The 13,392-nt window shown below is 64.5% G+C and carries 12 protein-coding genes; 9 read left to right on the top strand and 3 right to left on the bottom strand.

The genetic code is table 11. From position 1 onward, the window contains the following. Positions 1 to 254 precede the first annotated feature (254 nt). Positions 255 to 1,826 (top strand): porin, encoded by a 1,572-nt coding sequence (locus tag ABIB99_RS22860; RefSeq protein WP_354098455.1) that lies wholly within the window; start codon positions 255 to 257, stop codon positions 1,824 to 1,826. Between the two features lie 477 nt (positions 1,827 to 2,303). Here ABIB99_RS22860 and ABIB99_RS22865 read toward each other — a convergent pair whose 3' ends face one another. Then, a complete protein-coding gene (locus tag ABIB99_RS22865) occupies positions 2,304 to 4,712 on the bottom strand; it encodes a lytic transglycosylase domain-containing protein (protein ID WP_354177620.1) in 2,409 nt (802 codons plus the stop codon). Between the two features lie 280 nt (positions 4,713 to 4,992). Between ABIB99_RS22865 and dapA the strand changes: the two genes are divergently transcribed. Genes dapA through ABIB99_RS22885 form a run of 4 tightly spaced genes read left to right on the top strand, consistent with a single transcriptional unit; the run spans position 4,993 to position 7,482 of the window. Then, positions 4,993 to 5,883 carry a 4-hydroxy-tetrahydrodipicolinate synthase gene (dapA, locus tag ABIB99_RS22870; RefSeq protein ID WP_354177621.1) on the top strand — a complete coding sequence of 297 codons (891 nt, stop codon included), beginning with the start codon at positions 4,993 to 4,995 and terminating at the stop codon, positions 5,881 to 5,883. Positions 5,884 to 5,933: 50 nt separating this feature from the next. Then, positions 5,934 to 6,350 carry a large conductance mechanosensitive channel protein MscL gene (gene mscL, locus ABIB99_RS22875; protein WP_476077830.1) on the top strand — a complete coding sequence of 139 codons (417 nt, stop codon included), beginning with the start codon at positions 5,934 to 5,936 and terminating at the stop codon, positions 6,348 to 6,350. Positions 6,351 to 6,409: 59 nt separating this feature from the next. Continuing rightward, the gene (gene smpB / locus ABIB99_RS22880; protein ID WP_008133025.1) at positions 6,410 to 6,883 is read left to right on the top strand and encodes an SsrA-binding protein SmpB; all 474 of its coding nucleotides are present in this window, start codon (positions 6,410 to 6,412) and stop codon (positions 6,881 to 6,883) included. A 17-nt stretch (positions 6,884 to 6,900) separates the two neighbouring features. Next, complete coding sequence (locus ABIB99_RS22885; RefSeq protein ID WP_354177622.1) at positions 6,901 to 7,482, top strand: peroxiredoxin; 582 nt, start codon at positions 6,901 to 6,903, stop codon at positions 7,480 to 7,482. On the opposite strand, the gene ABIB99_RS22890 is transcribed toward ABIB99_RS22885, so the two are convergent. Both ABIB99_RS22890 and ABIB99_RS22895 read right to left on the bottom strand, forming a co-directional pair. After that, complete coding sequence (locus tag ABIB99_RS22890; protein ID WP_063982832.1) at positions 7,479 to 8,153, bottom strand: uracil-DNA glycosylase; 675 nt, start codon at positions 8,151 to 8,153, stop codon at positions 7,479 to 7,481. The two genes, ABIB99_RS22885 and ABIB99_RS22890, sit on opposite strands and share 4 nt — an antisense overlap. After that, complete coding sequence (locus ABIB99_RS22895; RefSeq protein WP_014494741.1) at positions 8,134 to 8,781, bottom strand: LabA-like NYN domain-containing protein; 648 nt, start codon at positions 8,779 to 8,781, stop codon at positions 8,134 to 8,136. The genes ABIB99_RS22890 and ABIB99_RS22895 overlap by 20 nt, the downstream gene beginning before the upstream one ends. A gap of 329 nt (positions 8,782 to 9,110) precedes the next feature. Between ABIB99_RS22895 and rpoZ the strand changes: the two genes are divergently transcribed. The 4 genes from rpoZ to acpS all read left to right on the top strand — a co-directional run bounded on the left by rpoZ (position 9,111) and on the right by acpS (position 13,210). Further along, entirely contained in the window at positions 9,111 to 9,503 is a 393-nt protein-coding gene (rpoZ, locus tag ABIB99_RS22900) for a DNA-directed RNA polymerase subunit omega (protein WP_014494742.1), read from the top strand. 207 nt (positions 9,504 to 9,710) lie between these two features. Continuing rightward, positions 9,711 to 11,996, top strand: coding sequence for a RelA/SpoT family protein (locus tag ABIB99_RS22905; RefSeq protein ID WP_071913178.1), 2,286 nt, complete (start codon positions 9,711 to 9,713; stop codon positions 11,994 to 11,996). Positions 11,997 to 12,041: 45 nt separating this feature from the next. Then, positions 12,042 to 12,794, top strand: coding sequence for a pyridoxine 5'-phosphate synthase (locus ABIB99_RS22910; protein WP_354177623.1), 753 nt, complete (start codon positions 12,042 to 12,044; stop codon positions 12,792 to 12,794). Next, on the top strand, positions 12,791 to 13,210 hold the full coding sequence (acpS, locus tag ABIB99_RS22915; protein WP_014494745.1) for a holo-ACP synthase: 420 nt from the start codon (positions 12,791 to 12,793) through the stop codon (positions 13,208 to 13,210). Before ABIB99_RS22910 ends, acpS begins: the two co-directional genes overlap by 4 nt. The last annotated feature ends 182 nt before the right edge of the window (positions 13,211 to 13,392 follow it).

A 13,392-nucleotide genomic window follows, 5' to 3' on the forward strand; every position in this document is an offset into this window, starting at 1 on the left:
CGTCATGGGCTCGCTACGGAGCGTTCTCTTGTTGTGTGTGCAAAGACGTTCGGTAATTGTGACTGAGCGACGGAGGGGGGCATCCCGAGGTCGTCCCGTTTTAGGTGGTTCGCTTAAGTCCCTCGCGTTCAGCGGGTGTGTCCGAAGGCGCGAAGCGACTAAGCGGTGAGTTAAGGGACAAGGGAACCAACCTTAGGGTGTCGTCACCCAGCGGATCCGGAACCTTCCCTATAGAGCAAACTTGGAGGTTTAACATGAAGTTGGTTAAGAGCCTTTTGCTCGGTTCAGCGGCAGGTCTGATTGCCGTTGGCGGAGCACAGGCAGCCGATCTCCCCGTGAAGGCCAAAGCGGTCGAATACGTGAAGATCTGCTCCCTGTACGGTGCCGGATTCTACTACATCCCGGGCACTGACACCTGCATCAAGCTGGGTGGTTACCTGCGTGCTGAAGTCGCGATCAACGCTACCGATTTCAACGGTAACTTCAGCAGTGTTAACGGTTCTGCGAACCGTCTGACGAACTACTACGTCACTCGCGCCCGTGAAGACTTCAACGTCGACACGCGCACCGCGACCGAATACGGCGTGGTTCGTACCTTCGCCGACGTGGTGTTCTCGTGGACGACGGATAACTACTCGGGCAACGGCACCGGCAACGGCTCCACCGTTTACTCGCAGCTCGGCAGCACGGGCGTTGGCGGACCCAACAATGCCACCTCAGGCGCAATCGCCGGCGGTACGCTCGGCGTGTACTACGCCTTCATCCAGTTCGCGGGCTTCACGATGGGTAAAGCTGTTGCCCAGTTCGACGCTCCCTGGACCAACTATCCGGGTAACAACTTCGACGGTCTGACCGGCGGCGGCGGCACGGTCACTGGTGTGAACCAGTTCACCTATACTGCCGACTTCGGTCAGGGCATCACTGCCGCGATTTCGGCGGTGGATCCGACGGCCTACTATCAGAGCAACCTGTACAACACCAGCGCCGGCGTTTCGGTCGCGAATTTTGGTACCGGCGGCTACGGCATCAATGCCTTCGGCGGCACGCGGGCTCCTGACATCCAGGGTATGGTCCGTATTGACCAGGCTTGGGGTCTGTTCCAGTTGTCCGCCGCGGCGCACAACAACCACGTAGCGTACTACGCGACTCCGGGGCTTGTCGGAACCGAAGCGGCCGGTCATCCGGGCGACAAGTGGGGCTGGGCTGTCCAGGCGGCGTTGTCCATCAAGAACATTCCGACTGGTGCGGGCGACGTGATCAACGTCCAGGCGGTCTACACCGATGGTGCGACCCGCTACAACTTCCAGAGCTTGGCTTCGCAGAACTATGCAATGTTCGGCGGTACCAACCTGGCAGGTGCCTATCAGAGCATTGGCCTTGCCGGTGCGGCTGACGGTGTGTTCGCCAACGGAACCGGCATCAACACGGTTACGAGCTGGGGTATGCGCGGCGCCTACACCCACAACTGGGATCCGTACTGGAACACCGCGATCTACGGTTCGTACGCTCAGCTGACGTACAGCAACGGTGGTGCGGCTCTCATTTGCAACCAACTCGCTACGTTGGGTGCCGCCACTGCGGGTATCACCTCTTGCAACCCGAACTTCAACCTCGGCACGATCGGTCTGATCACCCGCTGGACGCCGGTGAAGAACCTGACCTTCTCGGCGGACGTGGCTTACACCATGCTCGACCAGAAGTTCGCGGGCACGATCAGCACGCTCGCTGCTGGCCCTGCGGCAGTTGTCGCAAAGCCGGGTGCCGTGTACGAGCTGAAGGATCAGAACACGGTCAGCTTGCTGCTCCGCGCTCAGCGCAACTGGTAAGTTTGGTCTAACGACCTGACAGAGAGCCCCGGCGGGAAACCGCCGGGGCTTTTCTTTTGGCGGCATGGCTGTTCTAACGCCGCGGAATGCTGGCGGAGGGCTGGCGTTGCTCCCGTGCTCCATCGTCCGTGACGATCTGGACGAGGCTGTTACGGAGGAGGGGCCTCTGCGCTGCGGGCATCTCCGCGCAATGTATGCAACGGGCCGCCTGCCGTTGACCGGCATGGCCTTGCAAGCGCCCCACCGTCCTGACGCTGCAGCAGGCGGCGATCGACGCCTTTATGTTCGAGGACGTGGAACGGCGAGCTTGCCGATCGGACTACGACCAGGGAGCGCTCAGGGCTCAGCGTCGAGCAAGGCTCGCCTGAAGATCACGCGCGAGCTTCAGCTTTTCTTCAGCAGCTCACGTCCGGACGCGCTGCGGCGCTCGCCGCCGACGCTCTCGGCGGTCAATCGGGAGCGCACAGGAGGATGGCTCTATTCCACGCTGCCGGTGCCGCGGCGCAGGTCAGCTTCGATCTGCAACCGTGTGCCGCCGCCGAAGCGGGCGCGGTAGACCTGAAGATTCTCCATGATCCGCTGCACGTAGTTGCGCGTCTCGGAGAACGGAATCAGCTCGACCCAGTCGACCGCGTCGACCTTGGGATCGCGCGGGTCGCCGTAGCGGTCGACCCATTTCTTCACGCTGCCGCGGCCGGCATTGTAGGCGGCAAAGGTCATGATGTAGGAGCCGCGGTAGTCCTCGAGCAGTCCGCCGAGCTCGGCCGAGCCGAGCGTGGCGTTGTAGACCGAATCGTTCTTCAGCCGCCCCAGATCGTAGGTCGCGCCGTGCCGCTTGCAGACGTAACGCGCTGCGTCCGGCGTCACCTGCATCAGGCCGTAAGCCTGCGCCGGCGAGACCACGGAGGGGTTGAACGCGCTTTCCTGCCGCGCGATCGCATAGACGATACTGCGCTCGACCTCGGGGCCGATCGGCGTGAACTGCGGAATGCCGTTGACGGGATAGGCGTAGAAGTCGAAGGGGAGGCCGCGGTTGAGCGCAGCCTTGCCGAGCAGCAGCATGCCGCGCGCGTCGCTGTAGCGCTGGGTGAGCTCGCCAAGGCCGGCAAGCGCCTCGGGATCGCCGTTCTCGCCCATGTCGGCGAGAACAGGTATCGCCATCTCGCGTTCGTCGAGCTCGTAGAGCAGGTGCGCGGCGCGCACGATCTCCAGCCGTTCGGCGCCGCGGCCGCGCGGCTGGCTGTTGAGCTCGATCTGCGGCAGACCGAGTTTTGCGCGCGCGAGCTGGCCGTAATAGCTGGTGGATTGCTCGGCCGCCCGGGCGTAGGCATTGCGCGCCTCCTGCTGGCGGCCCGCCGCTTCCGCCGCGCGGCCCTGCCAATAGCCGGCGCGCGCCAGCGTGGTCGGATTGACGCTGCCGACGCCGATGCGGGCGAAATGCTGGGTGGCGGCGGCGGGGTCGTTGAGGAAGCGCAGCGCGATCCAGCCGGCGGTGAACTCCTGCTCGGTCTTGTAGATGTCGCGCGAGGGCAGGGCCGCATCGCGCGCGATCAGATAGGCGCTGCGGAATTCCTCGGTGTCGATCATCTTGCGCGCCAGCAGGCGCCGCTCAATCCACCATTCGTCGAGATTGTAGAGACGGTTCGGATCCTTCGGCGCCGACAGCATCAGCTGAGCGGCTTCCGCAAACTTCTCCTCTCGGCGCAGGAGCTGGATCTTGCTGAAGATGAAGCCGGGATCGTTGTGCAACTCGCGCGGCACGGCGTCGAGCAGCGCGCGCGCGTTCGGCGCTTTCTTGACGGAGGCGATGCGGGCCTTGGCGAGCGCGACATAGCCGGCGCCGAGGCGCTTTGCGGCGCGGAGCGCGGCTTCGTTCTCGCTACCGTAGAGCAGCGTGTCCATCCGCGCCTTCTGGTCGCCCGGCGTCAGCAAGGCGCCGAACTGGTCGAGCGCGTTGTTCTCGGTCTCCTCCGACATCGGATCACTGCGCCAGGCCTCGCGCACCAGCCGCTCGGCATTGGCGCGGTCGCCGCGCGCCAGCATCGCCTTGGCGAGCGTGAAGCGGCCCTTGGCGGACACAGGCGATTCATTCTCGAACCACGACCACGCGACCGAATCGTCGCGCCTGTCGTCCCACATCGCGGCCTCCAGGCGCCGGCGCAGGAAGGTCTGCGACGGCCAGCTCGGATTGGCGGAGAGGAAGGCGCGATAGCGTTCCACGGTCGCGCCATTGTCCTCGCTGCGCAGGATGATCCATTCGGCGAGCTTTCGTGCGACGGGATCCGAGATCGAGGCGGCGTAATTGGTGGCGTCGGCCGCCTTGCGCTTGCGCACGAGCTCGATGATGTTCTCGAGCGTGTCCTTGTCGGCCTGCGACGTCGAGGAGGTCGCAGCGACCGCGGCCGGCGTGACCGGCTTGCGCGGCGTGGCGTGCTGGCGGGTCGCCGGCGCAAGCAGAGGAGCCGCGACGGGTTTGGCGACGGGCGCCGGGGCGGCAGGCCTGACGGTGGCAGTCACGGCCGGCGCGGGGGCGGTCTTGGGGGGCGAGCCGTTGGCGGTGGGCTGTGATTTTGGCGCGGCGGCTGCGGGCTTGGGCTTGTCCTTGGCGGGTTCCTTGCCGGCGCTCTTGCCTGCATCCTTGGCGGCGTCCTTGCCAGCATCCTTGCCGGGTTTCTTCGCGGCATCCTTGGCCGGGGCGGCAGCTGCTCCCTTGCTCGCGCCCTTCGGTGTTTCCTTGCCGGTTCCCGTCGCTGTTTGCTTCGGTGTTCCCTTGGCTGATCCCTTCGCGGCGTCCTTGGCCGCCGGCTTCGCGGTGTCCTTGGCCCCGTCCGCGGTCGTCTCATTGGACTTGGCCAGGGCGGCGCAGCCGACCGACAGCCCGGCCATGAGGCACACGGCCAGACCGGTGGATCGCCATGCGGAACGAGGAAAGGAGGTCACGGCGTTTGGTCGCCCCGAATCAGTCAGTTGGCTCAAGACCTAGCTGTATTCGCTTGAATATGCGGACAAAATACCAACAGCTGCTTACCTTTGCCCGGTTTGCACCACCACCGCGGCAAAATCGCGGCCTAAACGGTGCGTCACACGGAAGCGGGTCTTTTACCGGCGGGATAGACCCGATATGAATGCAGCTTGCTCAAGAGATAGCCGCGTACGGAGGAAGTCCATGGCAGCCAAGACGAAATTCCGGGGATCGTTCACCGCCTTGGTCACGCCGTTCAAGAACGGCTCGCTGGACGAGGCGGCGTTCCGCTCGCTGGTCAACTGGCAGATCTCGGAAGGCACCAACGGCCTGGTCCCGGTCGGCACCACCGGCGAGAGCCCGACGCTCAGCCATGACGAGCACAAGAAGGTCGTCGAATGGTGCATCGCTGAAGCCAAGGGGCGCCTACCCGTGGTCGCGGGTGCCGGCTCCAATTCGACGAAAGAGGCGATCGAGCTCGCGCAGCACGCCGAGAAGGCCGGCGCGGACGCCGTGCTGGTCGTGACGCCCTATTACAACAAGCCGACCCAGGAAGGGATGTACCAGCACTTCAAGGCGATCAACGATGCGATCGGCATCCCGATCATCATCTACAACATTCCGCCGCGCTCGGTGATCGACATGTCGGTCGACACCATGAAGCGGCTGTGGGAGCTGAAGAACATCGCCGGCGTCAAGGACGCCACCGCCAGCATGGTCCGCGTCTCGCAGCAGCGCGCGGCGATGGGCGAGGATTTCAACCAGCTCTCCGGCGAGGACGCGACCATCCTCGGCTACATGGCGCATGGCGGCCATGGCTGCATCTCGGTGACCTCGAACGTCGCGCCGCGCCTGTGCTCGGAATTCCAGGCCGCCTGGGCGAAGGGCGACACCAAGGCGGCGCTCGCAATCCACGACAAGCTGATGCCGCTGCACAACAACCTCTTCATCGAGAGCAATCCGGCGCCGATCAAGTACGCGATGTCGCTGCTCGGCAAGCTGGACGAGACGCTGCGCCTGCCGATGGTTCCGGTCACCGAGCCGACGCGCGTTGCCGTGCGCAGCGCGATGGTTCATGCTGGGCTGATCAACTGATTTAGCCAACCGGGGAGCCGTTCATGAGCGTCGACGAGAAGGGCAGGAAGATGCTCACGGAGTTCCGCGAGTTCGCCATGAAAGGCAACGTCGTCGACCTCGCCGTCGGCGTCATCATCGGTGCGGCCTTCGGCGCCATCGTCACGTCGCTGGTCGGTGACGTCATCATGCCGATCATCGGCGCCGCGACCGGCGGCCTCGACTTCTCGAACTACTTCGCCCCCTTGTCGAAGGCGGTGACCGCCACCAACTTAGCGGATGCGAAAAAGCAAGGTGCAGTACTTGCTTACGGCAGCTTCCTGACGCTGACGATCAACTTCATCATCGTTGCCTTCGTGTTGTTCCTGGTGATCCGCGCCATGAACACGCTGAAGCGCAAGGAAGAGGCCGCACCCGCCGCTCCGCTGAAGCCGTCGGCCGAGGTCGAACTGCTGACCGAGATCCGCGATCTCCTCAAGAAGTCTTGACGCGCGCGCTTCATCCAAACTGTTAGCGTCCTCGCGCATCTCGATCAGGTTTGTCTCCCATGGCCGATAAGAACGAACGTCCTATCAAGGTCATGGCGGAAAATCGCAAGGCCCGCTTCAACTATGCGATCGAAGATACGATCGAGGCGGGCATTGCGCTCACCGGCACCGAGGTCAAGTCGATCCGCAACGGCAAGAGCACGATCGCGGAGTCCTACGCCGATTCCAAGGACGGCGAGATTTGGCTGATCAACGCCACCATTCCCGAATATCTCCAGGGCAACCGCTTCAATCACGAGCCCAAGCGGCCGCGAAAGCTGCTTCTGCATCGCAAGCAGATCAACAAGCTGATGGGCGCGGTCGACCGCGAAGGCATGACGCTGATCCCGCTCAAGCTCTATTTCAACGAGCGCGGGCGGGCCAAGCTGCAGCTTGCGGTTGCAAAGGGTAAGAAGCTGCACGACAAGCGCGAGTCCGAGAAGAAGCGCGACTGGAGCCGGGAGAAGGGCCGGCTGTTGCGGGCGAGGGGATAGCGGCAAGAGGTTGGCGGATGACTCAGAAGAACCTGCTCGATGTCGATTGGAGCCAGATTCCCGCACCCGCCGACGACGGCGGCGCCGCGCATCTCAAGGGCCTGACCTTGCCTCCGGTCAGCCTGCTCGCGACCGACGATACGTCGGTGAATCTGTCAGCGCTCTCCGGCCGGACCGTGGTGTTCGCCTATCCGCGCACCGGCGAGCCCGGCAAGATCGGGCTGGTCGACGATTGGGACATGATCCCGGGCGCGCGCGGTTGCACGCCGCAGACTTGCGCGTTTCGTGATCTGTTTGCCGAGCTGAAAGCCGCCGGCGCCGCCCAGGTGTACGGCCTCTCGACCCAAAGCAACGCGTACCAGACCGAGATGGCATCGCGGCTGCACCTGCCGTTCCCCGTGCTGTCGGACGAGAAGCTGGCGCTGACGCGCGCCCTCAATCTGCCGACCATGGAGGTCGCTGGCCTGACCTTGATCAAGCGGCTTGCGCTGATCATCGACGACGCCAAAATCACGCATGTGTTCTATCCGGTGTTTCCGCCCGACCGGAACGCCGGCGATGTCCTGGACTGGCTGAAGGCCAATCCAGCCGAGCCCTAGTCCAGGTCGGCCTTCACCTTCGCGAACACGCTGCGGAACATGTCCGTCGTCAGCACGCCGGTGTTCGTGTTGTAGCGCGAGCAATGATAGCTGTCGTAGAGCCTGAATGCGCCGGCCTGGTGCACGGCGCCGTGGCCGAAGGGAGCTTGCGAGGCCTTCAGGTTCAGCGGTTTGAGCACCGTGTCGTGCGCAATGCGTCCGAGCGCGACGATGGCGCGCAGCTTCGGCATCGACGCGAGGGTAGCCCCGAGGAACTGGCGGCAGGTGTTGATCTCGACCGGCAGCGGCTTGTTCTGCGGCGGAACGCAATGCACGGCATTGGCGATCCGGCAGTCGACCAGCTTCAGGCCGTCGTCGGGCCGCGCCTGATAGGTGCCCTTGGCGAAGCCGTATTCGAGCAGCGTGGCGTAGAGCAGGTCGCCGGCATAGTCGCCGGTGAAGGGGCGGCCGGTGCGGTTGGCGCCCTGCATGCCTGGTGCAAGGCCAACGATCAGCAGGCGCGCCTTGATGTCGCCGAAGGGGGGGACCGGCGCGTTGTGCCACAACGGCTCGCGCGCGCGGTTCGCCTCGCGAAAGGCGACCAGGCGCGGACAAAGCGGACAGTCACGGTCGGGAACGAGGGTGAGAGGCTGGCGGCTTGACCGGGCCGCCTCACTCCTCGAAGTCGTCATCGCCCCTCGGCGCCATCGTGGTCGCGCGCTGGAGGAACTGGGGGGCGTGATGGCGTCCCTCGCCACGCTCGCCGCGGTCACGCGGGGCGGGGCGTTCGGACGGGTCGCGGCCGAGCTTGGATTGCAGCTCGACGAGGTCGGTGAAGACGTCGGCCTGGCGGCGCAGCTCGTCGGCGATCATCGGCGGCTGGCTCGCGATGGTGGAGATCACGGTGACCCGGACGCCGCGGCGCTGGACGGCTTCGACCAGGGAGCGGAAGTCGCCGTCACCCGAGAACAGCACCATCTGGTCGATGTGCTCGGCGAGCTCCATGGCGTCCACGGCGAGCTCGATGTCCATGTTGCCCTTGACCTTGCGGCGGCCGGAGGCGTCGATGAACTCCTTGGTCGCCTTGGTGACGACCGTGTAGCCGTTGTAGTCGAGCCAGTCGATCAGCGGGCGGATCGAGGAGTACTCCTGATCCTCGATGATCGCGGTGTAGTAGAACGCCCGCAACAGCGTCCCGCGGCTCTGAAACTCCTTCAGCAGGCGCTTGTAGTCGATGTCGAAGCCGAGAGTTTTCGCCGTCGCGTAGAGATTGGCCCCATCGATGAAGAGCGCGATCTTGTTAGTGGCAGAAGGTGACATTCAGTTTGCTCGCGTAGCGTTCGTGATTGATCGTTTATTGTTGGCGCGGCGACAGCAAGCCGCGCAGGTCTATGGTGCCGCCGAAGCCCGTCGAAACCGCAAATCCGGAGAAGTCGTGGCAATCAAGGTATAGTTATGGCGGACCTGCATACGCCCGGTGCCACCCTCAATAGCAGCCCGGCAAACCACCCATCCCAGCCCCAATGTGGGGGTAGCAGAGCCGTTTGGCGAGGCCAAATCACAAATTGGCCTTGCGAAATCGCCCTGTCCCCTATAACTAGCCCCAATCATCCACATATTTCGTCCCACCCACAACGGAGCGACAGTCCATGGCTCGCGTCACCGTAGAAGATTGTATCGACAAGGTCGACAACCGGTTTGACCTGGTCCTGCTGGCCGCCCACCGGGCCCGCATGATTTCGTCCGGTTCACAACTAACGGTTGACCGCGATAACGACAAGAACCCCGTTGTGTCTTTACGCGAAATTGCGGACGAAACCATCTCGCCGGAGGACCTCCGCGAGGAGCTGGTCCACTCGCTCCAGAAATTCGTCGAGGTCGACGAGCCCGAGCCCGATACGGTCCCGCTGATCGGTTCCGCCGGTGCCAGTGTCGATGCCGACGATACCGAAGTTGCCGTTGAGCGCATGACCGAAGAGGAGCTCCTGAAGGGCCTCGAGGGCCTCGCGCCGCCGGAAGAACAGCCCGAGGAGGACGAGTAATCGTCCCGTCGCAGTCGTCGATTTCTTGTGATCTTATCAGAGGCCCGAACCCGTGTTCGGGCCTTTGCTTTTGTTGGCGTTTTCGTGGTTACCATAGCGTTGCCGCATCGCGTTGCTTGCCTGTCACCGAATTGATCGGACGCACGCGCGATCGGGGCTAAGATGTATGCAACGGGCGGCTCATGGTCCGTTTGAAGGCAGGATGGCATGGTGTATCGGCGCCGGAGACAAACGCAGATGCTGGCCGCAACCGAATCGGTTGCCGTGGCCCCGACTGCGCCGGTGGGGCGCCCGGCCAAGCCTCGCGCGCGCATGATGCGTCAATATGACCTCGTCGAGCGCGTCAGGTCCTACAATCCCAATACCAACGAAGACCTGCTGAACCGCGCCTATGTCTACGCCATGAAGGCACACGGCTCGCAGACCCGTGCCTCGGGCGATCCGTATTTCTCGCACCCGCTCGAAGTGGCGGCGATTCTCACCGATCTGAAGCTCGACGATGCCACCATCGTGGCTGCCCTGCTGCACGACACGATCGAGGACACCGAGGCGACGCGTGCCGAGATCGACCAGATCTTCGGGCCCGAGATCGGCGCGCTGGTCGAGGGGCTGACCAAGCTGAAGCGGCTGGAGCTGGTGTCGCGCGAGGCCAAGCAGGCCGAGAACCTGCGCAAATTGTTGCTGGCCATTGCCGACGATGTCCGCGTTCTGCTGGTCAAGCTCGCCGACCGCCTGCACAACATGCGTACGCTGGACTTCGTGCCGCCGGAGTCGCGACGGCGCATCGCCGAGGAGACGCTCGACATCTATGCGCCGCTGGCTGGGCGCATGGGCATGCAGGAAATGCGCGAGGAGCTGGAGGATTTGTCCTTCCGCACCCTCGATCCGGAAGCCTATTCGGTGGTGATGCAGCGGCTCGACGCGCTCGCCGAGCGCAACCGCAACCTGATCGGCGAAATCGAGGACCAGCTCTCCAACAATCTGCGCCACCGGGGGCTGGGCGCGCGGGTCTATGGCCGCCGCAAGAAGCCGTTCTCGATCTGGACCAAGATGGAACGCAAGTCGGTCGGCTTCGAGCAATTGTCCGACATCTTCGGCTTCCGCCTCGTCGTCAACGACATCGAGGCCTGCTATCGCGCGCTCGGCATCGTCCACACCAACTGGCCGGTCGTGCCCGGGCGTTTCAAGGACTACATCTCGACGCCGAAGCAGAACGACTACCGCTCGATCCACACCACCGTGATCGGCCCCGGCAACCAGCGCGTCGAGCTGCAGATCCGTACCGAGGCGATGGACCAGATCGCCGAGCGCGGCATCGCCGCACACGTGTTCTACAAGGAAGACGTGGGCTCGCCGACCGAGTTTCTCAAGCGCGAGTCCAATGCGTTCGCCTGGTTGCGCCACACCATCGGCATCCTCTCGGAGAGCGCCAACCCCGAGGAATTCCTCGAGCACACCAAGCTCGAGCTGTTCCACGACCAGGTGTTCTGCTTCACCCCGAAGGGCAAGCTGATCGCGCTGCCGCGCCATGCCAATGTGATCGACTTCGCCTATGCCGTGCACACCGACGTCGGCAACAGCGCCGTCGGCTGCAAGATCAACGGCCAGTTCGCGCCGCTGTCCTCGGAGCTCCAGAACGGCGACGAGGTCGAGGTGCTGACCTCGGAGGCGCAGGCGGCGCCGCCCTCGGCCTGGGAAACGCTCGCGGTCACCGGCAAGGCGCGCGCCGCGATCCGCCGCGCCACCAGGACCGCGGTGCGCGACCAATATGTCGGTCTCGGTCGGCGCATCGTCGAGCGCCTGTTCGAGCGCGCCAAGATCGAATACGCCGACGACAAGCTCAAGGGCGCGCTGCCGCGGCTGGCGCGCACCTCGATCGAGGACGTCATGGCGGCGGTCGGCCGCGGCGAGATCAAGGCCTCCCACGTCGCGCGTGCGATGTATCCCGACTACAAGGAGGAGCGCATCGCGCGCTACGGCGTCAAGAAGGGGCTCGCCGCCAAGCTCAGGGAGAAGTCGTCGGAGCCGCCGCGCAGCCCGGTCGCGATCCCGATCCGCGGCATCAATTCCGACCTGCCGGTGAAGTTCGCGCCGAACGGCGGCGCCGTGCCCGGGGACCGCATCGTCGGCATCGTCACGCCGGGCGAGGGGATCACGATCTACCCGATCCAGGCGCCGGCCCTGAAGGATTTCGAGGAGGAGCCGGAGCGCTGGCTCGACGTGCGCTGGGACATCGAGGATTCCGCGCCGCAGCGCTTCCCGGCCCGCATCAAGGTCGAGAACGTCAACGAGCCCGGCGCGCTGGCACAGATCGCGACCGTGATCGCCGAGCACGACGGCAACATCGACAACATCAGCATGCAGCGCCGCTCGCCCGATTTCACGGAGACGACGATCGACCTCGAGGTCTACGATCTCAAGCATCTGAGCGCGATCCTCGCCCAGCTGCGCGCCAAGGCGGTCGTGGCCCGTGTCGAACGTGTTAATGGATAGACGCCTCTCGCATGCGTCCATCTCCCTGATTTCGTGAGTCCTGAAATGTCCGCTTCTCCGCTCCGCCTCGGCGTCAATATCGACCACGTCGCAACCGTGCGTAACGCGCGCGGCGGCCGCCATCCCGATCCGATGCGTGCCGCGCTGCTGGCGATCGAGGCCGGCGCCGACGGCATCACCGCTCACTTGCGCGAGGATCGCCGCCACATCCGCGACGAGGACATGGCGCGGCTGAAGGCCGGGATCTCCAAGCCGCTCAATTTCGAGATGGCGGCGACCGACGACATGATGCGGATCTCGCTTGCGACCAAGCCGCACGCGGTGTGCCTCGTGCCGGAGCGCCGCCAGGAGGTGACGACCGAAGGCGGCCTCGACGTGGTCGGCCAGCACAACGCGCTCGCGCCCTACATCGCGCGCCTGAACGATGCGGGCATCCGGGTCTCGCTGTTCATCGCCGCGGACTCTGCGCAGATCGAGATGGCGGCGCGGCTGAAGGCGCCCGTGATCGAGATCCACACCGGCGCCTGGTGCGACGCCGTCGTCGACGGTCATACCGACAAGGCCGAGGCGGAGTGGAAGCGGATCGTGGCGGGGGTGAAGCTGGCGAAGCAAGCCGGGCTCGAAATCCATGCCGGCCACGGGCTCGACTACGCGACGGCGGAGACGATTGCGGCGCTACCGGAGATCATGGAGCTGAACATCGGCTACTACATGATCGGCGAAGCGCTGTTCGTCGGCCTCGCCGAGACGGTGCGCAACATGCGCTCGGCGATGGACCGCGGCCGGAGCCGGGCATGATCATCGGCATCGGCTCCGACCTGATCGACATCACCCGTGTCGGCAAGGTGATCGAGCGCCATGGCGAACGTTTCCTCGACCGCATCTTCACCGCGGCCGAGCGGGCCAAGGCGGAGCGGCGCGCCAAGAGCGAGAAGATGGTGGTCGCAACCTACGCCAAGCGCTTCGCCGCCAAGGAGGCCTGCTCGAAGGCGCTAGGTACCGGCATCCGGAACGGTGTCTGGTGGCGCGACATGGGGGTGGTCAACCTGCCGGGAGGGCGGCCGACCATGCAGTTGACGGGCGGGGCGCTGGCCCGGCTCCAGGCCCTGACGCCCGAGGGGTTCGAGGCGAAAATCGACCTGTCGATCACCGACGACTGGCCGCTGGCGCAGGCCTTCGTCATCATTTCCGCCGTGCCGCTGGCCAAGCCCTGACCGTCGGCGGGCTGTTTTTATAATTCTCATTAAGAATCAATGTCTTATTCAGTTTTGATGCGATCCTTGATTGCGTGGCCCCTGACAACCGTCTAAAAGTCCGCGGACGCAAATCAGCCTGGGCGAATTCGGCTTTACGCCGGAATTGGCCCTCATTATCAGAATCAGGACAATCTCCTTGG

It is taken from the genome of Bradyrhizobium sp. LA6.1 (assembly GCF_040547805.1).
In the GTDB taxonomy this organism is placed as follows: domain Bacteria; phylum Pseudomonadota; class Alphaproteobacteria; order Rhizobiales; family Xanthobacteraceae; genus Bradyrhizobium; species Bradyrhizobium barranii.